The sequence below is a fragment of the Roseateles sp. genome (assembly GCF_039595595.1).
Classification (GTDB): Bacteria; Pseudomonadota; Gammaproteobacteria; order Burkholderiales; family Burkholderiaceae_C; genus Roseateles.
In genome coordinates this window covers 1-21,165 of record NZ_JBCNLG010000029.1, presented here as the reverse complement: position 1 = coordinate 21,165, position 21,165 = coordinate 1, and the positions used below count along the sequence as shown (strand labels likewise).

The window sequence follows — 21,165 nt, the reverse complement described above, 5'->3', positions numbered from 1 at the left end:
GCCATCGGCCGCAGCCTGGCGCCGCGGCCCGCTTCTTCCCCCACGACGACAGACAGACCGGGCCCCGGGTGACCGACCGGCGGCCGGCACAGAGGACAGGACCCCGCCATGGAACGCGATCAGGCCACCAAGTTCATCAACGACCTGCTGCGGCTGATGGTGTCGCGCAAGGGCTCCGACCTGTTCCTGACGGCGGAGTTCCCGCCCGCGATCAAGGTCGACGGCAAGGTGACGAAGGTGTCGCCGCAGCCGCTGACCGGCCAGCACACGCTGCAGCTGGCGCGGGCGATCATGAACGACAAGCAGGCGGCCGATTTCGAGCGCACCAAGGAGTGCAATTTCGCGATTTCGCCGCAGGGCATCGGCCGCTTCCGGGTCAACGCCTACATCCAGCAGGGCCATGTGGCGCTGGTGCTGCGGACCATTCCGCAGACGCTGCCGACGATCGAGTCGCTGGACCTGCCGCACGTGCTGAAGGACGTCACGCAGACCAAGCGCGGCCTGGTGATCCTGGTGGGCGCGACGGGCTCGGGCAAGAGCACGACGCTGGCGGCGATGGTCGATCACCGCAACGAGACGACGCACGGCCACATCATCACGATCGAGGATCCGGTGGAGTTCGTGCACCCGCACAAGAACTGCATCGTCAGCCAGCGTGAGGTCGGGCTCGACACCGAGGGCTGGGAGCAGGCGCTGAAGAACACGCTGCGCCAGGCGCCGGACGTGATCCTGATGGGCGAGATCCGCGACCGCGAGACGATGGAGCACGCGGTGGCCTTCGCCGAGACCGGTCACCTGTGCATGGCCACGCTGCACGCCAACAGCGCCAACCAGGCGCTGGACCGGATCATCAACTTCTTCCCGGAAGAGCGCCGCGCGCAGTTGCTGATGGACCTGTCGCTGAACCTGAAGGCGCTGGTGTCGCAGCGGCTGCTGCCGCGCCAGGAAGGCAAGGGGCGGATCGCGGCGGTCGAGATCCTGCTGAACACGCCGCTGATCTCGGACCTGATCTTCAAGGGCGAGGTGGGCGAGATCAAGGAGATCATGAAGCGCTCGCGCGAGCTCGGCATGCAGACCTTCGACCAGGCGCTGTTCGACCTGTACGAGATGGGCAAGGTGACCTACGAGGACGCGCTGCGCAACGCGGACTCGGTCAACGACCTGCGCCTGCAGATCAAGCTCAACAGCGAGCGGGCGCGTAGCGGCGATCTGTCGTCGGGCACGGAGCATCTGACCATCGTCTGAGGGACACTCCACGGGTCTTCATCCACCCGTGACAGGTCCCTCCATGAGCAGCATCGGCCAGCGTTCCTACGAATCGACCCCGCCCCTTCGCGTCGCCTTCCTGGGGCTGGGCGTGATGGGCTTCCCGATGGCAGGCCACCTGGCCAAGGCCGGGCATCAGGTCAACGTCTACAACCGGACCGCGGCGAAGGCGCAGGCCTGGGTCGCCGAGTTCGGCGGCCAGACGGGCGCGACGCCGCGGGAGGCGGCCAGGGAGGCGGACATCGTGTTCTGCTGCGTCGGCAACGACGCGGACTTGCGCTCGGTGGTGCTGGGCGCGGAGGGTGCGCTGGCGGGGATGAAGCCGGGCGCGGTGTTCGTCGACCACACGACGGCCTCCGCCGAGGTCGCACGCGAGCTGTCCGCCGCGGCGGGCGAGGCGGGGCTGCATTTCATCGACGCGCCGGTGTCCGGCGGGCAGGCGGGCGCGGTGAATGGCGCGCTGACCGTGATGTGCGGCGGCGACGAGGCGGTGTTCGAGCGCATCCGCCCGTATGCGCTGCACTTCGGCAAGGCGGTCACGCGCGTCGGCGAGGCCGGCGCGGGACAGCTCGCGAAGATGGTCAACCAGATCTGCATCGCGGGCATCGTCCAGGGACTGTCTGAAGCGATCGCCTTCGGACAGAAGAGCGGGCTGCCGATGCCGCTGGTGCTCGACGTCATCGGCAAGGGCGCGGCGCAGAGCTGGCAGATGGACAACCGCGGCAAGACCATGGTCGACGACAAGTTCGACTTCGGCTTCGCGGTGGACTGGATGCGCAAGGACCTCGGACTGGTGCTCGACGAGGCACGCCGCAACGGCGCGCGGCTGCCGCTCACCGCGCTCGTCGATCAGTTCTACGCCGATGTCCAGAACATGGGCGGCGGGCGGTTCGATACCTCGAGTCTGATCAAGCGGCTGCGCTGATCACAGGCGTGCTGGCGGTTTGCGCCGGCCGCTGGCCCTCACTCCCGCCCGCAAGCAAGCGGGCGAGGGAGTAAAGACGAGCCGGACGACGCAGTAAACCCCCTCGCCCCCGCCAGGGGGAGAGGGAAGGGGAGAGGGGCCTCGCGCCACAGCGCTGCTGCCCTTCGAAGCCCCCCCTCTCCCCTGCCCTCTCCCCCCTCGCGGGGGGCGAGGGAGTTCACCACGGCGCCTCGTGCGTAAGGCGCGGATCAGCCCGGCTGACGCTGCGCGTCCAGTCCCCCGCCGAGCACCTTGTACAGCTGCACCTGGTTCTGCAACTGCGCCAGCCGCACCTGCAGGGCCAGTTGCTGCGCCGCGAAAGTCGCCCGCTGCGCATCCAGCAGATCCAGGCTGGACGCCGCGCCATTGCGATAGCTCAGGTCCACCAGTTCCAGCCGCGTCGCTTCCGCCTGCGCTTGCGCATCCTGGGCGCGCAGCTGCTCATCCAGCGTCGCTCTGCCGGCCAGCGCGTCGGCCACTTCCTTGAAGGCCGTCTGCACGGTCTTCTCGTACTGCGCCACCGCGATCTCGCGGTTCGCCCTGGCCGCCGCGACGCTGTTCTTCACCCGCCCCGCATCGAAGATCGGCATCAGTGCCGAGCCCGCGATGCTCCACGCGCTCTGGCTGAACAGATCCTTCAACGCGCTGCTCGCCGTCCCCACGCTGGTCGTCAGCGTCAGGCTCGGGAAGTAGGCCGCGCGCGCCACGCCGATATTGGCCTCGGCCGCCACCAGCTGCTGCTCGGCCTGCCGCACATCGGGCCGGTCCACCAGCACCTGCGACGGCAGCCCCGCCAGCAGCGCGCCCATGGTCTGGTCGCTCAGCGGCTTGGCCGCCGGCAGCGACTCCGGCAGCGCCTGCCCCACCAACAGCGTCAGCGCGTTCAAGTCCTGCTGGCGCGTGCGCTCGGCCTGCGCCAGCGTGGCGCGCGCCGATTCATAGGACGACTTGGACGTGCTCAGGTCCAGGTTGGACGCCGCGCCGTTGTCGAACTTCAGCTGCATCAGCTTGAGGCTGTCCTCGCGCGTGGCCAGCGTCTGCCGCGTCAGCGCCAGCAGCTCCTCATCGGCCTGCACCGCCAGATAGGCCGACGCCACGCCCGCCACCAGGCTGATCTGCGCCGAACGCGCCGCCTCGCCCGTCGCCAGGTACTGCGCGAAGGACGCGGCGCTCTGGTTCTTCACGCGGCTGAACAGGTCGATCTCGTAGGACGTCACCTGCAGGCCCGCCTGATACACGCTGACGATCTTGTTGTCGCCATTGGCGGTGGTCTGCGGCCCGCGCTGCGCCGACAAGCCGGCGTTGACCGTCGGCCAGCGGCTCGCCGCCGTGACGTTGGCCTGGGCCCGCGCCACGTCGACGTTCAACAGCGCGACGCGCAGGTCGCGATTGTTCTTCAGCGCCAGCTCGATCAGTTGCTTGAGCCGCTCATCGCGGAAGAACTGCTGCCACTGCAGCTCGGTCGCTGCCTTGCCATCAGCCGATTCCGCGCCCGGGCCCTGCGGCCACTGCGGCGCCACCGGCGCCTCGGGCCGCTGATGATCCGGCGCCAGGTTCACGCAACCGGCCAGCAACGCCACCGTCGCGGCCGCGGCGGCCATCACGGAAAGTTTTCTCGTCATCATCTTCAGACTCCGTCCGCGTTCTTCGCGGCTTCGACGGCCTTGGCCGCATTGGGCCCATCGAGCTCATGCGCATACATCTTGCGCTGGCGCTCGCTGCCCTTGAAGAAGCGCCGCACGACCAGGAAGAACACCGGCACGAACACCACCGCCAGCAGCGTCGCCGTCACCATGCCCGACAGCACGCCGGTGCCGATCGCGCGCTGGCTCGCCGAGCCCGCGCCAGTGGCGAAGAACAGCGGCGTCACGCCCAGGATGAAGGCCATCGAGGTCATGATGATCGGCCGGAAGCGCAGATGCGCCGCCTCCAGCACCGACTCCACCAGCCCCTTGCCCTGCGCCTGCAGGTCCTTGGCGAACTCGATGATCAGGATCGCGTTCTTCGCCGACAAGCCGATGATGGTGATCAGGCCGACCTTGAAGTACACGTCGTTGGGCATGCCGCGCAGCGTCGCCCCGGCCAGCGCGCCCAGCAGGCCCAGCGGCACCACCAGCATCACCGACAGCGGGATGGACCAGCTCTCATAGAGCGCCGCCAGGCACAGGAACACCGCCAGCAGCGAGAACGCCAGCAGGATGCCGGCCTGCGAGCCCGACAGCTGCTCCTCGCGCGACAGGCCCGTCCACTCGTAGCCGATGCCCGGCGGGAGCTGCTGGATCATCGACTCGAGCTCCTTCATCGCCTGGCCCGTCGAGGCCCCGGCCGCCGCGTCGCCGGCCAGGCGCATCGCCGGATAGCCGTTGTAGCGGGTGGCCTGCATCTGGCCGGTGATCCAGCGGCTGGACGCGAAGGCCGACAGCGGCACGTTGGCGCCCTGCGCGTTGGTCACGTTGATCGCCAGCACGTCGTCCGGCGTCATGCGCTTGGGCGCGTCGGCCTGCACCACGACCCGCTGCATGCGGCCGGTGCTCGGGAAGTCGTTCACGTACGACGAGCCCAGCTGGATGCCCAGCGTGCGCGCGATCGTGTCGTAGCCCACGCCCAGCGCCTGCGCCTTGTCGCGGTCGATGTCGATCTGCAGCTGCGGCGCGTCCTCCAGGCCGTCCGGCCGCATGGCGGTGATGAGCTTGCTCTTCTGCGCCATGCCCATCAGCTGGTTGCGGGCCTGCAGCAGCGCCTCGTGGCCCAGGCCGCCGCGGTCCTGCAGCCGCAGCGCGAAGCCGGTCGCCGTGCCCAGCTCGGGGATCGGCGGCGGCGACAGCGGGAAGATGAACGCGTCGCGCACGCCCATCATCATCGCGCCCATCACGCGGCCGGCCAGCGCCTGCGCCGTGTGGTCCTTGCCCTTGCGCTCCTCCCACGGCTTGAGCGGCACGAACACCAGCGCGGCGTTCTGACCTTGGCCCGAGAACGAGAAGCCGATGACGCCGATGGTGTCGGCCACTTCCGGCTGCTTGTGCAGGAACTGCTCGACCGCGGCCACGGCCGCCTCCGTCCGGTTGGACGTGGCGCCCGGCGGCAGCTGGACGTTGACGATCAGGTAGCCCTGGTCCTCGTTCGGCAGGAACGAGGTCGGCATGCGGATGTAGAGCCAGCCCACCACGGCCACGATCGCGGCGAAGGCCACCATCATGCTGCCGCTGCGCTTGAGCAGCCTGGACACCCAGCCCTCGTAGCCCTTGGCGGTGCGCGAGAAGCCGCGGTTGAACCAGCCGAAGAAGCCGCGCTTCTCGTGGTGGTGGCCGGCCTCGACCGGCTTGAGCAGCGTCGAGCACAGCGCCGGCGTCAGCGACAGCGCCATCAGCGCCGACAGCGCCATCGAGGCCACCATCGCCAGCGAGAACTGGCGGTAGATGTTGCCCACCGAGCCGGCGAAGAACGCCATCGGCACGAACACCGCGATCAGCACCGTGGTGATGCCGATGATGGCGCCCGAGATCTGGCCCATCGCCTTCCTGGTCGCCTCGCGCGGGCTCAGGCCCTCCTCGCTCATGATGCGCTCGACGTTCTCGACGACGACGATCGCGTCGTCGACCAGGATGCCGATCGCCAGCACCATGCCGAACAGCGTCAGCACGTTGATCGAGAAGCCCAGTGTCAGCATCACGCCGAAGGTGCCCAGCAGCGCCACCGGCACCACCAGCGTCGGGATCAGCGTGTAGCGCCAGTCCTGCAGGAACAGGTACATCACCAGGAACACCAGGATCACGGCCTCGACCAGCGTCTCGACGACCTGCGAGATCGAGATCTTCACGAACTTGGACGAGTCGTACGGGACCGTGTAGTCCACGCCGGCCGGGAAGTACTTCTTGAGCTCCTCCATCCGTTTCTTGATCGCGGTGGCGGTGCCCAGCGCGTTGCCGGTGGGCGAGAGCTGCACGCCGATGCCGGTGGACGGCTGGCCGTTGAGCCGCGTGTAGGTCGCATAGCTCTGGCCGCCCAGCTCGATGCGGGCCACGTCCTTGAGCAGCACCTTGGAGCCGTCGGTGTTGGCACGCAGCACGATCTTCTCGAACTGCGCCTTGTCCTCGAGCTGGCCCTTGACGACGATGGTCGCCGACATGGTCTGGCTGGTGGTGTTGGGCCGGTCGCCCAGCACGCCGGCCGGGACCAGCGCGTTCTGCGACGAGATCGCCGCGTTCACCTCGGCCGGGCTGAGGTTGTACGACTGCATCCTGGCCGGGTCGAGCCAGATGCGCATCGCGCGCTCGGAACCGAACAGCTGCGCCTGGCCGACGCCGGGGATGCGCTGGATTTCAGGAACGATGTTGCGGGCGGCGTAGTCGCCCAGCGCGATCGGGTCCATCGAGCCATCCTTGGACGCCAGCGTCACGAACAGCAGGAAGTTGGAGCGCGACTTGTCCACGCGCACGCCCTGCTGCGTGACCGCCGCCGGCAGGCGCGGCGTGGCGCGCGAGAGGCGGTTCTGGATCTCGACCTGCGCCAGGTCGATGTTGGTGCCGGACTCGAAGGTCACGGTGATCGAGCCGGTGCCGTTGGCCTGGCTGATCGATTCCATGTAGGCCAGGCCGGGAGCGCCGTTGAGCTCCTGCTCGATGACGGAGACGACCGCCTCGTCCAGGGTCTTGGCCGATGCGCCGGGGTAGGCCACCGAGATCACCAGCGAGGGCGGCGCCACGGTCGGGTACTGCGCCACCGGCAACTGGGTGATCGCCACCCCGCCGAAGACCAGGATGAACAGGGCGATCACCCACGCGAAGATGGGGCGATCAATGAAGAAACGTGCCATGTCTTGGATCCTTCCGGAGCGTCAGGCGCTCAGCGGCTCGCCGAGGCCGCCGGAGCCGCGCCGGAGGCCGCTCCGGAAGCGGCGCTCGCCGGGTTGAACGGCACCGGATTGACCGGCGCGCCCGGGACGAACATCTTCTGGAAGCCGTCGGCGATGACCTTCTCGCCGCTCTTGAGCCCGTCCAGGATCACCCACTGGTTGCCGATCGCGTTGCCGACCTTGACCTTGCGGGGCGCGGGCTTGTTGTCGGGACCGACCACCAGCACCGTGTCGCCGGTGGAGCCGCGCGTGACCGCCTGCTGCGGCAGCAGCACCGCCGAGGGCAGTTCCGCCTGCGCGACGCGCACGCGCACGTACTGGCCGGGCAGCAGCGCGTTGTCGGGGTTGGGCACCTCGGCGCGCAGCGTGACCTGGCCCGAGGTCGGGTCGACCGTCAGGTCCGTGAACAGCAGCTTGCCGGTGCGCGGCAGCACCTTGCCGTCGTCGCCCAGGATCTCGACCTGCGCCGCATTGGCGCCGGCGCTGCGCAGCTGGCCCGCGGCCAGCGCGCGGCGCATCGCCTGCACCTCGTTGGCCGACTGCGTGAAGTTCACATAGACGCTGCTGACCTGTTGGATCAGCGCCAGTTGCGTCGCGTCCGCGGCGCCGACCAGCGCGCCTTCGGTGACCAGCGCGCGGCCGATGCGGCCCGAGATCGGGGCGTAGACATGCGCGTAGTCCAGGCTCAGCCTGGCCTGCACCAGCGCGGCCTTGGCGGAGGCGACGTCCGCGGCGGCGGACTTGGCGGCCGCCACCGAGGTGATGTATTCCTGCTGGCTGATCGCCTTGGCATCGGCCAGCGGCTTGTTGCGCGCGGCCTGGGCCGAGGCCTGCGCCTCGTTCGCCTGCGCCTTGGCCAGGGCGGCGTTGGCGCTGTCGACCTGCGCCTGGTACGGCGCCGGATCGATCAGGAACAGCGGCTGGCCGGCCTTCACTTCGGAGCCTTCGGTGAACAGGCGCTTCAGGATCACGCCGTTGACACGGGCCCGCACCTGCGCGGTGCGCAGCGCCTCGACGCGGCCCGGCAATTCGGTCTGCAGCGCCACCGCCTGCTCGCCCACCGTGACCACGCCGACATTGGGCGCAGGCATGCCGCCACCGCCCGGGCCGCCCTTGCCGGCGGCCTCGTCCTTGCCGCAGGCGGTCAGCACGGCGGCAATCGAAATCACCAGCGGCACCAGATAGAGCATGCGCGCGCCGGCCTTCAGGCCCGGGCGCTCCGACCCCGGCGTTGCTTTTGTCAGAGGGGTAGACGTCACGATGGGATTCCTCTCGCAGTACAGATCAGAGTTGTGCGGCTCGGCGGCCACAGGGCCGGACCGGGGGCGACGGAAGGCGGCGGGCATCTTGTGGCAAGTCCCGGCCCTTGCGCAACGACGCGCCACGCCGCCGCGGATCGACCCGAAGCTGCGCAGTATATACATACATTCATGCATGTATGTTTCCGGTCCGTGCTTCTACAATCGCCGCCATGGCCCGCCGCACGAAACAAGAAGCCCAGGAGACCCGCGCTCGTCTGCTCGACGCCGCGGAACAGCTGTTCCATGAGCGCGGCGTGTCGCGGACGTCGCTGCAGGACATCGCGCAGGCGGCGGGCGTGACGCGCGGCGCCGTCTATTGGCACTTCGAAGACAAGGTCCAGCTCTTCAACGCCATGATGGAACGCGCCACCATGCCGCTGGAGGAGGACTTCGAAGCCTCGGTGTCGCCTGGACCGGACCGGCCATTGGACGACTTGCGGCTGCGACTGATGAACGTCATGCACTGTGCGGCGTTCAACGATCGCACACGTCGTGCCTTCGAAATCGCGAACACGCGGGTCGAGTTCGTCGGCGAGATGGCCACGGTGCGCGAGCGCAAGGTGGCCGCGCACCGCGAATGGACCGGCCACAACCGCGACGCCTTCGAGCGCGCCAAGGCGCTGGGTCAGCTGCCGGCGGAGGTGGACTCGCAGCAGGCGGCGATCGGCCTGATGGCGCTGGTGGGCGGCTTGCTGCACCACTGGATGCTGGATCCGGAAGCCTTCGACCTGATCGAGGTCGGGCAGGCGCGGCTGGAGCATTACCTCTCCTCGTTGACGGTGGCGGTGCCGAACCGCTTCCCGCCGCTGACCGCCGCGGAACGCGGCGCGCTGGGCGGGCAACCGGTGTGCTCGACCGGCCGCACGAACGTCGAAGCGGACGCGGAAGGGGCGCCGGACGAGGTCTGAACCCGGTCCCGACCCGGGCGTCCATCCTCACGATTGACCGTCAATCCGGTGGAAAGCCCTGCATTTGGGCAGGGTCCCCTGAGGGAAATCCCAGGGTGCGGCGACAATAGCCGGTTGCCCACGCCCGAGCCGCCGCCGTGTCCATCGCTCCTCCGCCCACCCGTCCGCTGTCCGATCTGAAGAAGACCGGCCAGAAGGCGCTGACCGCCTACCGCCCGTTCTGGGCCAAGCGCTTCGGCCCCGCGCCCTTCCTGCCGGTGTCCCGCGAGGAAATGACCCAGCTGGGCTGGGACAGCTGCGACATCATCATCGTCAGCGGCGACGCCTACGTGGACCACCCCAGTTTCGGCATGGCGGTGATCGGGCGAACGCTGGAGGCGCAGGGATTCCGGGTCGGGATCATCGCGCAGCCGGACTGGAACTCCGCGGATCCATTCCGGGCCCTGGGCAAACCGAACCTGTTCTTCGGCGTGGCGGCCGGCAACATGGATTCGATGATCAATCACTACACGGCCGACCGGAAGATCCGCTCGGACGACGCCTATACGCCGGGCGGCGCCGCGGGCAAGCGGCCGGACCGCGCGACGCTGGTCTACACGCAGCGCTGCAAGGAGGCGTTCAAGGACGTCCCCGTGATCATCGGCGGCATCGAGGCCTCGCTGCGCCGCATCGCGCATTACGACTACTGGCAGGACAAGGTCCGGCGCTCGATCCTGGTGGATTCCAAGGCCGACCTGCTCGTCTACGGCAACGCCGAGCGCGCGATCATCGAGATCGCCCACCGCCTGGCGCAGAAGAAGCCCATCGAATCGATCACCGACGTGCGCGGCACCGCCTTCATGCGCAGGCCCGACGACACGTCGCTGGACGGCTGGTTCGAGATCGACTCCACCGAGGTCGACGCGCCCGGCAGGATCGACGCGCTGCTCAGCCCCTACATGACGACCGAGGAAGCGGCCGCTGAACAGGGCACCGATTGCTCGAAGCAGCAGTCGCAGGCGGCGGGCGCGGATGGTGCCTCGGCCGCCGCGGCCGGCATGCCGGAGATCAAGCCGATCAAGATCGTCCGCCAGACGCTGGCCAGGAACGGCAGCGACGGCCGCGCGCTGGTGACGCCGCGCGACCGCACCGTGATCCGCCTGCCCGCCTACGAGCAGGTCAAGAGCGATCCGGTCCTCTACGCACACGCCAACCGCGTGCTGCATCTGGAGACCAATCCGGGCAACGCCCGCGCGCTGGTGCAGCGGCATTCGTCGGGCGGCGTCGACCGCGACGTCTGGCTGAACCCGCCGCCGATCCCGCTGACGACGGTCGAGATGGATCACGTCTTCGACCTGCCCTACGCGCGCAGCCCGCATCCGGTCTATGCCGACGAGAACGGCAGCCACGATCACGCGACCAAGATCCCGGCGTGGGAAATGATCCGCTTCAGCGTGAACATCATGCGCGGCTGCTTCGGCGGCTGCACCTTCTGCTCGATCACCGAGCACGAGGGCCGCGTGATCCAGAGCCGCAGCGAGGACTCGATCATTCGCGAGATCGAGGACATCCGCGACAAGGTCAAGGGCTTCACCGGGATCATCTCGGACCTGGGCGGCCCGACGGCCAACATGTGGCACATCGGCTGCAAGAGCCCCGAGATCGAGGCGGCCTGCCGCAAGCCCAGCTGCGTCTATCCGGGCATCTGCCCGAACCTGCACACCGACCACGGCCCGCTGATCAAGCTGTACCGCCGCGCCCGGGCGCTGCGCGGGGTGAAGAAGATCCTGATCGGCTCGGGCCTGCGCTACGACCTGGCGATCGAATCGCCCGAGTACATCCAGGAGCTGGTGACGCACCACGTCGGCGGCTACCTGAAGATCGCGCCCGAGCACACCGAGGGCGGTCCCCTGTCCAAGATGATGAAGCCGGGCATCGGCACCTACGACCGCTTCAAGCAGCTGTTCGAGCAGGCCAGCGCGGCGGCCGGCAAGAAGCAGTTCCTGATCCCCTACTTCATCGCGGCGCACCCGGGCACGGCCGACGAGGACATGATGAACCTGGCGCTCTGGCTCAAGCGCAACGGCTTCCGCGCGGACCAGGTGCAGACTTTCTACCCGAGCCCGATGGCGACGGCCACGGCGATGTACCACTCGGGCAAGAACCCGCTGAAGAAGGTGACGCGCGACAGCGAGCCGGTCGACATCGTCAAGGGCGAGCGCCGGCGGCGCCTGCACAAGGCCTTCCTGCGCTACCACGACCCGAACAACTGGCCGCTGCTGCGCGAGGCGCTCAAGGAGATGGGCCGCGCCGACCTGATCGGCAACGGCAAGCATCACCTGATCCCGACCTTCCAGCCGGCGACCGATGGCGGCTACGAATCGGCGCGGCGCAAGAACTCGACGCAGGCCGGCCAGAAGGTCGCGCCGAACAAGCCGCGTTCGGGACAGCTGCTGACGCAGCACACCGGGCTGCCACCGCGAGTCACTGGCGCCAAGCCGGCGCCGCGCGGCAAGCCGGCGGCCAAGCGCGGTCCGCGCTGAGCCTCAGGACCGGGGCCGGCCTTCCGGGTCGCGGTCCTGGGCCGCCGTCTCGGCCGGCTTGACCCACTGCCAGACTTTCCAGCCCAGGCTGATCCAGGCCCACAGCCGCGCGATGCGGCCGGGCGGACTGTCCGCCGCCTCCGGGCCGCGCCGCCGGAAGGCTCGCGTCAGGCCGGCCAGACCGCCCGCGGCAGCCAGCGCCGCCACCGTGCGCCACAGCCGCGGCAGGCTGCTGGCCAGGCGCCAGAGCGCGTGGCCCCGTTCGGCCCATTGCATCGGACGCTCCAGCGCCCGCAGCTCGTTCACCAGCCCGATCCGCAGCTCGGCGCTGCGCAGTTGCAGTTCGAGTTGCCGCAGCTTCAGCCGCTGCCCGGCCTCGCCCCACATCACGGTTGATCCTGCGCGTCAGGCCGGATCGCGCGCTGATCCCGGGCCAGCTCCGCGACGCTCGCCGCGAAGGGCCGGCCAGCCGTCAACTGCCGCTTCGCCCATTGCCAGGACAGCAGCGCCCCGGCCAGGAAGGCCGCGCCCAACCCCGCACCCAGGGGGGCTCGCCAGGCGTCGGGCACCCACAGCAGCAGCGCGACCACCAGCATCAGCAGCGCCGCCACACCCAGCAGCAAGGCCAGCAGCAGCGCGGTCAGCGCGCCGAACAGCCGAAGCAGCTCCGCCTGCAGCTCCACGCCCAGCAATTCCAGCCTCACCCGGGCCAGTTCGAGCGCCCGCTCGGCAACGCGCCGCAGGCGCTCCGTCAGCCCCGGATCGCGTGATTCCATCGCCTGTTTCCCCTCTGTGCCGGTCCCCCCGGACTGCGGAAGCTATCACTGAATCGGGGGAAACGAGGGCGTTCTTTGTCCATCCCGGTCTCAGGCCTTGGGCTAAAGTGCGGTAACGCCTGGTTTCGCGCGCCGCGCGCCGCCCGGCCTGACAAGGTCCATTCAATGCCTGATCGCCAGCACACGCCGCATTCCGCCGTCGTCGAGGACGACGACCTGCTGCAGTTCCTGGACGACCCCGAGCACGCGCTGCTGGACGACCCGTCCCCGCGCAAGCCCTGGCGGGTGTTGATCGTCGACGACGACAGCGATGTCCACAAGGCCACCGAGCTTGCCATGCAAGGCCTGCAGGTGGAGGGACAGCCGCTGGCCTTCCTCCATGCGAAATCCGCCGCCGAAGCGCGTTCCCTGCTCAGCCACGAGCCCGACATCGCGGTCGTGCTGCTGGACGTGGTCATGGAGTCCGACGACGCCGGCCTGCAACTGGTGCGCCACATCCGCGACGAACTGCGCCTGCGCGCCGTGCGCATCGTGCTGCGCACCGGTCAGCCCGGCTACGCGCCGGAGATCGAGACGGTCCAGGCCTACGACATCAACGACTACAAGACCAAGTCGGAGCTGACCCGCACGCGGCTCTACACGGTGCTGACGGCCGCGATCCGCTCCTACCGCCAGATCCGCGCGCTGGAGGCGAACCGGCAGGGTCTGGAGATGATCGTCGAGGCCAGCACCGAGCTCGGCCGCCAGCACGGGCTGCACCGCTTCGCCGAGGGCGTGGTGACGCAGCTCTGCGCGCTGCTGGGCACGCTGCCGGAGGGCCTGGTCTGCGTGCAGACCCATGACGACGCCACCGGCGAAGCCCGCGTCATCGCGGCCGCCGGCCAGTACAGCTCGCTGATCAACCGGCCGCTGCGCGCCGTGCCGGCCGGCAAGGTGCGGGACCTGCTCGCGCGTTGCCTGGCCGCCGGCCACAACCTGCACGAGCACGGCTGCACCGTCCTGTACTTCGGGCTCCCGACCGGGCGCGCGATGGCGGCGCTGGTCGAAGTGCCGCGCGAGCTCGACGAGCTCGACCGCCAGCTGCTGCGCGCGTTCTGCTCCAACATCGCGGTCGGCTTCGAGAACGTCATGCTCTACACGCAGCTGACGGACCAGGCCTACAACGACCCGCTGCTGCAGCTGCCCAACCGCACGCGCTTCATCGAGGTCCTCGAGCACAACCTCAAGACCCCCGAAGGCATCACGCTGGCGCTGATCGACCTGGACGACTTCGCCGACGTCAACGACGCCTTCGGCCACCGCTTCGGCGATCAGGTGCTGCAGGCGGTGTCGCAGCGGCTGGCGCAGCGCCTGGGCCTGAACACCGCGATGGCGCGGATCTCGTCGAACGCGTTCGGACTGCTGGGCCCCGACGAGATGGTCAATGGCCAGCGCATCGCGCTGGTCTTCGAGGACCCCTTCACCGTCGCCGGCGAACGGCTGCAGCTCTCGGCCACCACCGGGCTGGTGCGGCTGGCGCAGTCGCGCGCGCTGGGCTCGGAGCTGCTGCTCGACGCGCAGATCGCGCTCAAGCGGGCCAAGGCCGGCAACCGCGGCGCGTCGCAATACTTCTCGCCGGAGATGGGCGTCGACGCCCGCGAGCGCTTCAAGCTGCTCAAGGGGCTGCGCGCGAGCTTCGAGGAGCGGCGGCTGTTCGTCGTCTACCAGCCCCAGGTGGAGCTGGCCACGCATCGCGTCATCGGCGCCGAGGCGCTGCTGCGCTGGCGCACCGCCGACGGCAAGTTCGTGCCGCCGGACCAGTTCATCCCGCTGGCCGAGCAGTCCGGCCTGATCGTGCCGATCGGGGAATTCGTGCTGAGGACCGCCTGTCACCAGGTGCGCCAGTTGCGCGACGCGGGCTACGCGGACTTCCGCGTCGCGGTGAACATCTCGCTGGCGCAGTTCCGGCATCCGGCCTTCATCGACACGGTGCGCCGCGCGCTGGCCGATGCCGACGTGCCCGGCGCCGCGCTGGAGCTGGAGATCACCGAATCGATGGCGATGGAAGAGGTCTCGGCCGTGCTGCGCGTGCTGGCGGAGATCCGCGGCACCGGCGCGTCGGTCGCGATCGACGACTTCGGCACCGGCTTCTCGTCGCTGAGCCAGCTGCGGCGGCTGGACGTCGAGCGGCTCAAGATCGACCGCGCCTTCGTGCGCGAGGCCCAGAGTTCCGCGGCCGGCGCGACGATCGCGCAGATGGTGGTGAACCTGGGATGCAGCCTGGGCATGCGGGTGGTCGCCGAAGGCATCGAGACGGAAGAACAGCGCCAGCATCTGCTGGCGCTAGGCTGCCACGAAGGCCAGGGCTGGCTGTTCGCCAAGCCGATGCCGGGCGAGGAGCTCGAGCGCTGGCTGGCCGAGCCCAGGTCCTGGACCTCCGCGGCGGCTCATGCGGCCGCATCGCCGGCGCCTTGCCAGCCCCCCTGCGCGGCGGCGGACGCCTCGCCGGCCACCGGCGCGCGGTGAGCGGCAGCGGCGCGAGGGCCGCCACCGGCTTCAAGCCGCTCAGCGGCGGCTGATCAGCAGGCCCAGCAGCAGGCCGACACCGGCGGCCACGCCGATCGACTGCCAGGGGTTGTCATGCACATAGTCGTCGGTCGCCTTGCTGGCAGCCTTGGCGCGCTCGACCGCCGCGGACTGGAAGTCGCCCAGGCTGGTCTTGGCGCGGTCCAGCGTCGACTGCACCCGGGCCCGCAGCTCGGATGCGCCGGCGCTGGTCTGGTCGGCGGTGGCGCGCAGCAGCGACTCGGCATCCGTCACCACCTGGTGCAGATCGGACAGCAGGCGGTCGGAGGGAGAGGTCTTGGCCATGAGCAGTACTCCTTTTTCGGTGGGTGATCAAAAGCGCATCGGCGCGGAACGAAGTCCAGTTGTACGTCTGTCGAGCAACGTCCGGCAAGTCGGCCCCTCGGGTGTCCGACCGCGACGCGCGGGTTTGCCGATACGCGAACCTTGAGCGCCCTCCGGGCACATGGCGTGCCCGTCGGTGCGCGCGGCCCAGCGCTGCGGTCGTCCCTCAGCCGGACGGCCCGTCATCGTCGCCGCACACGGTGTAGTGGCGCACCAGGAAATAACTGGCGCGGGCTTCCCCTTCGACGATCAAGACCTGGCCCTCGAGCGCCTCCAGTTCCGGATCCCGGAAGGGATTGCCGCCAGCCCGGCGCAAGGGCACTCGGCGCCCGTCGGGCAATGCCAGCAGCGTGCCGATCCGGTCGCTCTTGCTCCCCGCGGACAGGCGCTCGCAGGCGACGCGGCCCCGCAGCCGCGCCGGGGAAGGGGCCGGAGCGCCAGGATCGCCGGGATCGCCAGCAGCCGGAGGATCAGCGGGCATGCATGCGTCTCACGTGGAGCAGCCGGCCGCCTTGCTCGGTGGCGACCAGCGAGAGCGGCCGCAGCGTCGCATCCACTGCCGGCAGACTGGCGGTGTAGATGTGGACGACACGCCGGTCGGGCGCGCCCACGACTTCGTAGCTGGTGCGCTGGCAGTCCGCCGGCGCCAGTCCGGACTCGCGCAGCATGGGCGTCACCGCCTGGGTCACGGCAGCGGCGGGCTTGGCCTCGATGGATTTCAGCCGCGGCAGCGAGCGCGCCAGGTTGCGCCCTTCCCGCTCCAGCCGCTCGCGGCGCAGGCCGCGCACGCCGCGGTCCTGCACCGCCGCGAACGCGCGCTTGAACGCCTGGGTCTTCGTCAGCGCGTGGCCCACGAAGGTGACCGGCTGCAGCGACGGATCGCCAAGCAGATAGAACTGCGCCAGCGTCTTGAGGTCGACCGGGTCCAGGTGGGTGCGGGCGCCGGCGAACTGCTGGCGCGCCTCGAGCAACGCGCGGCCGCTCGAGGCGCCCGTCAGCACGCGCTGCAGGAAGAACTGGCAGATCAGATCCGCCGAGCCGTTGCCGGCGCTGGGCCCGTAGGCGATCGTCGTGCTGCCGACGAATGCGGCCGCGCCGTCGGCCAGATAGCGCACCGAGATCGGCCACTCGCCCGAGTCCGCCAGCGCCGGATCGAAGACCTGGGCGCCGTAGCAGCATTCGGCCGCGACGACCGAGCCTGGCGTGATGCGGCCCTTGACGCCGGCGGAGGTCATCGCCTCCGGGAAGTCCCGGCCATGCTGACCGTAGTAGGACGTGTCGTGCTCCGCGCCATGGCAGTTGATGAAGTGCATGCGCGGCGCCAGTTCCGCCTGGGTCCAGCCGGGGCCGTCCGGCGGCGACAGGTGCAGCGGGTTGGCCGGCCCGAAGGTGTTGTCCAGGCTCTGGCGCGTCGACGCCTGCCACACCTCGGCCGACAGGCCGAAGCTGGTGTCGAAGTCACGGCGGTCGCGGGACTGGTGGTCGGCGGCGGCCTTGATCAGCTGCAGCAGCAGCTCGGGCTTGCTGGCGCCCGGCAGATCCGGGAGCCGGCCCAGCACGCGTGTCGGACCCAGGAAGCGGTTCGGATCGGTGCTGTAGGCGGCCTCGCAGGCATACGGCAGGTCGCTGGGCACGTGTGCGTCACCGTCGGACGGCGCGGGATTCTTCAGCGCGACCATCGGCAGCACGTCCGGCCCGCCAAGCAGCACGAAGTAATGCGGCTGGCGCGCCTTGGCCAGCGCGTCGATCGCCGCCTTGAGCGAGCGCGCATCCGGCTTGGCCGGCACCACCGGGGCCCGCAAGGGCTTCATCTCGGACGCCAGATCCACGGCGACCAGCGTCGTGTCGATGCCACGCTTCTTGTCCTGCCGGACCAGCCTGGCGAGCGCGGCATCGATCTTCTTCAGCCCCGAGGCGCCGTACTTCGTGCGCAGCGCGCCGCGATGGATGACCACCAGTTTGTCCATGAACGCCTCCCTGTCATGAATGCCCGCATGCGCGGGAAGCGGCCGATTGTGCGGAGCCGCGCAGCCATCGGCAACGTACGGATTGGGGAGGGCCATGGCGGACTGTCATCAAGCCTGCACGGCCGCTCTGCAACATTCCGACCGCCATGCAAACTTCCGTTACACCTCCCCGCAAGACCGAGCTCGCGCGCCAGTTGCTGGCGCCCGGGCAGCGGCGGCTGCCGGCCGCGCTGCGCGCGCTGCTGATCACCGTCGATGGCCAACGTGACGCCGACGAACTGCGACGCCTCGGACGCGGGCTGGGGCTGGGCGAGGACGGCCTCAAGCAACTGGCCGACCAGGGCCTGATCGAGCTGCCCAAGGCCGTGGACGCCGACGAGGCCCGCGAGGTTCTCGCCATCGCCCGCGCGGCGCAGGAGCGCGCGAAGCGGCTGGTGTCGACGAAGTTCTTCGCGCTCGACCTGGTGACGCGGATGCTGGCCGGCCGAGAAGGGGAGCTGCGCGATCTGGTGCGCCAGGCCGACACCGAGAGCCGCTTCATGGAATGGGTGGACCTGTGCTGCGAGCGCATCGAGGCGCAATCGGATGTCGAGCGCGCAAGCAAGTTCCGCGAGAGCGTCGAGCGGACGCTGGCGGCGGGGTGAGCGGCGAGTCCCCGCACGGCGTCACCCGAACATCCGCTGCTGCTCATGCCGCAGCGCGAGCAGGCGGTCGGAGAGCTGGAGCTTCTCTTCGGCCCTGCGGCGCGCGGAGTCGGACATCCGTGCGACCAGCGCCTCGAGCTGATCCGCGTTGCCGATGTTCTCGAACGCCTTGAGCTTGTTGACGAAGACCGCCGATTTCTTGCGGCGTTCCAGCATCTCGAGGATGTTGGCCAGCGTGCCGGTGCTGCGCGCGTCCCAGACCATCAAGCCGTAGTCCGCCAGTTCCGCCATGCGCCGGTCCTTCGCGGCGAAGAAGGCGCGCGAACCGCGGGCATGGGGCGAGGCCACCGCGCCGACGGGCCAGTCGCCCAGGTTCTGGCGCGGCGTGTCGCCGGCGCAGTAGACGGTGACGCGCGTGGCGCCGATCGCGAGCAGGTGGCGCTGGGCGGCGGCGTCGACACCGTCCGCGTCGCCGACGACGATGTCGAAGTCCTGCTGGACAACGCGCTCGATGCGCTCCAGGACCTGGCGGTCCAGGTGCTTGAGGCCGATCGATCCGGCGATGAAGACGGTGGTCATCGAGGCGTTCTTCCTTACTTCCAGGTCAGCGCGGCGACATAGAGGTGATTCACCTTGCGGTACTTGCGCAGCAGCAGGCTGGCCACTTCCATCGTGGCGCCGCTGTCGTAGAGGTCGTCGATCAGCAGCGCGTTCCAAAGGCCCTGGTTGCGGATCTCGTCATGCAGCGTGAAGGTGCCGGCGAGGGCATGCATTTTCTCTTCGCGCGTGGGCAGGTCCTTCAATGGCCGCGACAGTGAGGTTTTGAGCAGCAAGCGTTCGAAGACGGGAATGCGCATCCGCAGCGCCAGCGCACGGGCCACGGCAGCGACTGGCTGCCAGGGCCGCACGCGTGACGCCGGCATCGGCACGATGAAGCCGATCGGGCCCAAGCGCGGCATCACATGCGTCTGCAGCGCGCGGGCGAGCGGCTCGGCCTGCTCGCGCTCGCCGCGGTACTTGAGGCGGAAGACGGCCTCGCCGACCTCGGTGCGGGTGTTGTCGAACCGGGGATGGCCCTGGCTGTCGTCGCCGAGGAAGACGCTGTGGAGCATGTGCTTGTCCAGCACGTAGCCGGCGGTCCATGGACCGTCGATCTGTCGCAGGGAGACCTTCATCGCCACGCCTTTCGATGGTGGAAAGACGTCTTGGTCGAAGGGGTGCGAACGGATGGTTCGAGATGCACCCGTCATGCGGCCGCTGACCGGGCGCTGGCGATCGGGCCTCGGACCGGCGCGAGGGGGCCGCAGCGGTGCTGGAAGTCAGGCTTGCGAGGGCGCGGGCGGGGCGCCTATGCTGAAGGCTTGCTCGTTTCGAGTCCTGAGCCCTGTCAAGGAGCTGAGATGAAACCTACTCCCGCCGGCTGGCCGCGACTGTCCAGCGCCGTGTTCTACGACAGCGCCGCGAAGGCGATCCCGTGGCTGTGCGAGGCCTTCGGGTTCGAGGTGCAGCTGCGGGTCGATGGCGAGGATGGCTCGGTCGTCCACAGCCAGCTGGTCTACGGCGAGGCGCTGATCATGGTCAGCGAGGGCGGCGAGGGGAAGCGTTCGCAGCGCTTCGGCATTCCGCTGCGCAGCCCGCTGGCGCTGGGCGGGGCGAACACGCAGAGCCTGATGATCTACGTCGACGATGCCCAGGCGCATTGCGAGCACGCCCGCCAGGCGGGCGCGCGCATCGTCCACGAACCCAAGGTCGAGGACTACGGGCCCGAGTACTGGGCCGACAAGAACTACGGCGCGCTGGATCTGGACGGCCACCTGTGGTGGTTCGTCGAGCGGGTCAGGGGTTGAACACGAACGTCGGCCCTTCCCCGGCCCGCGCGGGGCCTCAGCCCCCGCGCTTGGCCAGGATCGCGCGGCCGACGCGCGAGACCGGCGGGCGGCCCAGCACGCCCGAGATGAACGCGCCGGCATCGACGAGCTTGTCCAGATCGATGCCGGTCTCGATACCCAGGCCGTTCAGCATGAACACCACGTCCTCGGTCGCGACGTTGCCGGTCGCGCCCTTCGCGTACGGGCAGCCCCCCAGGCCAGCGACGCTCGCGTCGAAGGTGTGGATGCCGAGCTCCAGGCAGGCGTAGATGTTGGTCAACGCCTGGCCGTAGGTGTCGTGGAAATGACCGCTGACCTCGACCAGCGGATAGTGCTTGAGCGCCCGCTCCATCGCCGCCTGCACCTTGCGCGGCGTGCCGACGCCGATCGTGTCGGCCACGCCGAGGTGATCGACGCCGATGCCCTTCATCAGCTTCACGACGCGCTCGACCTCGTCGGCCGAGACCTCGCCCTGATATGGGCAGCCGACCGAGCACGACAGCGCGCCGCGCACTTTGATGCCAGCCTCGTGGGCCGCGGCCACGACCGGGGCGAAGCGCTCGATGCTCTCGGCGATCGAGCAGTTGATGTTCTTCTGCGAGAAGGCCTCCGACGCGGCGGCGAAGACGACCACTTCATCAGGCCGCGTCGGCAGCGCGCCTTCGAGCCCCTTCATGTTGGGCACCAGCACGCTGTGCCGGACGCCAGGCCGGCGCTCGATGGCGGCCATCACCGCGGTGTTGTCCGCCATCTGCGGCACCCACTTGGGCGAGACGAAACTGGTGACCTCGATCTCCTTGAGACCGGCATCCTGGAGCATCGCCACCAGCTTGGCCTTGTCGGCGGTACCGACGTTCTCCTTTTCGTTCTGCAGGCCGTCGCGTGGGCCAACATCGACCAGGGTGACATGTGTGGGCAATGCGGTCATGGCTGATTCCTTCAGCTATAGGATTCGACAAGATCGGCGGCATTGCCGACCGAGGTTTGCAACGCTCCCACCCTCTCCCCTACCCTCTCCCGCCCTGCGGGAGAGGGAGTTCAAGGGCTCCGCGTCGCTGGTGTTACTCCCTCGCCCCGCTTCGCGGGGAGAGCAACCGTGTCAAGCGCTCTCGATTTGCCTCCATGGTTGACCGGACTTGAGGATGGCGTTGAGGATGATCAGCAGCTTGCGCATGCACGCGGTCATGGCGACCTTGTAGGCCTTTCCC

General features: G+C 69.3%; 18 protein-coding genes and 1 pseudogene. 7 read left to right on the top strand and 12 right to left on the bottom strand.

All coding sequences use genetic code 11. The features are described from left to right. Positions 1–108: 108 nt before the first annotated feature. Both ABDW61_RS22830 and ABDW61_RS22825 read left to right on the top strand, forming a co-directional pair. Complete coding sequence (locus tag ABDW61_RS22830) at positions 109–1,245, top strand: PilT/PilU family type 4a pilus ATPase (RefSeq protein ID WP_343642034.1); 1,137 nt, start codon at positions 109–111, stop codon at positions 1,243–1,245. 43 nt (positions 1,246–1,288) lie between these two features. Next, positions 1,289–2,191 (top strand): NAD(P)-dependent oxidoreductase, encoded by a 903-nt coding sequence (locus ABDW61_RS22825; RefSeq protein WP_343642032.1) that lies wholly within the window; start codon positions 1,289–1,291, stop codon positions 2,189–2,191. A gap of 248 nt (positions 2,192–2,439) precedes the next feature. Here the strand turns inward: ABDW61_RS22825 and ABDW61_RS22820 are convergent, their stop codons facing one another. The 3 genes from ABDW61_RS22820 to ABDW61_RS22810 are packed head-to-tail and all read right to left on the bottom strand — an operon-like array spanning position 2,440 to position 8,272. Further along, positions 2,440–3,855 (bottom strand): efflux transporter outer membrane subunit, encoded by a 1,416-nt coding sequence (locus ABDW61_RS22820; RefSeq protein ID WP_343642030.1) that lies wholly within the window; start codon positions 3,853–3,855, stop codon positions 2,440–2,442. Between the two features lie 2 nt (positions 3,856–3,857). After that, positions 3,858–7,043 (bottom strand): efflux RND transporter permease subunit, encoded by a 3,186-nt coding sequence (locus ABDW61_RS22815; protein WP_343642028.1) that lies wholly within the window; start codon positions 7,041–7,043, stop codon positions 3,858–3,860. A gap of 29 nt (positions 7,044–7,072) precedes the next feature. Then, on the bottom strand, positions 7,073–8,272 hold the full coding sequence (locus ABDW61_RS22810; RefSeq protein WP_343642085.1) for an efflux RND transporter periplasmic adaptor subunit: 1,200 nt from the start codon (positions 8,270–8,272) through the stop codon (positions 7,073–7,075). Positions 8,273–8,553: 281 nt separating this feature from the next. Here ABDW61_RS22810 and ABDW61_RS22805 point away from each other — a divergent pair, with 281 nt between their 5' ends. Further along, complete coding sequence (locus ABDW61_RS22805; RefSeq protein WP_343642026.1) at positions 8,554–9,291, top strand: TetR family transcriptional regulator; 738 nt, start codon at positions 8,554–8,556, stop codon at positions 9,289–9,291. A gap of 143 nt (positions 9,292–9,434) precedes the next feature. Further along, positions 9,435–11,813 carry a YgiQ family radical SAM protein gene (locus ABDW61_RS22800; RefSeq protein WP_343642084.1) on the top strand — a complete coding sequence of 793 codons (2,379 nt, stop codon included), beginning with the start codon at positions 9,435–9,437 and terminating at the stop codon, positions 11,811–11,813. Between the two features lie 3 nt (positions 11,814–11,816). On the opposite strand, the gene ABDW61_RS22795 is transcribed toward ABDW61_RS22800, so the two are convergent. Together ABDW61_RS22795 and ABDW61_RS22790 are read right to left on the bottom strand one after the other, a co-directional pair. Further along, on the bottom strand, positions 11,817–12,200 hold the full coding sequence (locus ABDW61_RS22795) for a hypothetical protein (RefSeq protein WP_343642024.1): 384 nt from the start codon (positions 12,198–12,200) through the stop codon (positions 11,817–11,819). Continuing rightward, positions 12,200–12,589 carry a phage holin family protein gene (locus ABDW61_RS22790; protein WP_343642022.1) on the bottom strand — a complete coding sequence of 130 codons (390 nt, stop codon included), beginning with the start codon at positions 12,587–12,589 and terminating at the stop codon, positions 12,200–12,202. Before ABDW61_RS22790 ends, ABDW61_RS22795 begins: the two co-directional genes overlap by 1 nt. Before the next feature lie 165 nt (positions 12,590–12,754). On the opposite strand from ABDW61_RS22790, the gene ABDW61_RS22785 reads away from it, so the two are divergent. Next, positions 12,755–15,094, top strand: coding sequence for an EAL domain-containing protein (locus ABDW61_RS22785; protein ID WP_343642020.1), 2,340 nt, complete (start codon positions 12,755–12,757; stop codon positions 15,092–15,094). Positions 15,095–15,133: 39 nt separating this feature from the next. Here the strand turns inward: ABDW61_RS22785 and ABDW61_RS22780 are convergent, their stop codons facing one another. The 3 genes from ABDW61_RS22780 to ABDW61_RS22770 all read right to left on the bottom strand — a co-directional run bounded on the left by ABDW61_RS22780 (position 15,134) and on the right by ABDW61_RS22770 (position 17,445). After that, positions 15,134–15,439, bottom strand: a complete 306-nt coding sequence (locus ABDW61_RS22780; protein WP_343642018.1) for a DUF883 family protein — start codon at positions 15,437–15,439, stop codon at positions 15,134–15,136. A 205-nt stretch (positions 15,440–15,644) separates the two neighbouring features. Beyond that, complete coding sequence (locus ABDW61_RS22775) at positions 15,645–15,959, bottom strand: hypothetical protein (RefSeq protein WP_343642016.1); 315 nt, start codon at positions 15,957–15,959, stop codon at positions 15,645–15,647. Then, complete coding sequence (locus ABDW61_RS22770) at positions 15,949–17,445, bottom strand: hypothetical protein (protein ID WP_343642015.1); 1,497 nt, start codon at positions 17,443–17,445, stop codon at positions 15,949–15,951. The genes ABDW61_RS22775 and ABDW61_RS22770 overlap by 11 nt, the downstream gene beginning before the upstream one ends. Positions 17,446–17,591: 146 nt before the next feature. Between ABDW61_RS22770 and ABDW61_RS22765 the strand changes: the two genes are divergently transcribed. After that, positions 17,592–18,089, top strand: coding sequence for a hypothetical protein (locus ABDW61_RS22765; protein ID WP_343642014.1), 498 nt, complete (start codon positions 17,592–17,594; stop codon positions 18,087–18,089). Between the two features lie 21 nt (positions 18,090–18,110). Here the strand turns inward: ABDW61_RS22765 and ABDW61_RS22760 are convergent, their stop codons facing one another. After that, on the bottom strand, positions 18,111–18,668 hold the full coding sequence (locus ABDW61_RS22760) for a hypothetical protein (protein WP_343642012.1): 558 nt from the start codon (positions 18,666–18,668) through the stop codon (positions 18,111–18,113). 14 nt (positions 18,669–18,682) lie between these two features. Then, a complete protein-coding gene (locus ABDW61_RS22755) occupies positions 18,683–19,264 on the bottom strand; it encodes a ComF family protein (RefSeq protein ID WP_343642011.1) in 582 nt (193 codons plus the stop codon). 225 nt (positions 19,265–19,489) lie between these two features. Here ABDW61_RS22755 and ABDW61_RS22750 point away from each other — a divergent pair, with 225 nt between their 5' ends. Continuing rightward, positions 19,490–19,936 (top strand): VOC family protein, encoded by a 447-nt coding sequence (locus ABDW61_RS22750; protein WP_343642009.1) that lies wholly within the window; start codon positions 19,490–19,492, stop codon positions 19,934–19,936. Positions 19,937–19,973: 37 nt separating this feature from the next. Here the strand turns inward: ABDW61_RS22750 and ABDW61_RS22745 are convergent, their stop codons facing one another. Next, complete coding sequence (locus ABDW61_RS22745) at positions 19,974–20,885, bottom strand: hydroxymethylglutaryl-CoA lyase (RefSeq protein ID WP_343642008.1); 912 nt, start codon at positions 20,883–20,885, stop codon at positions 19,974–19,976. A gap of 171 nt (positions 20,886–21,056) precedes the next feature. Next, a pseudogene (locus ABDW61_RS22740) lies at positions 21,057–21,165 on the bottom strand (IS110 family transposase); the annotation flags it as partial.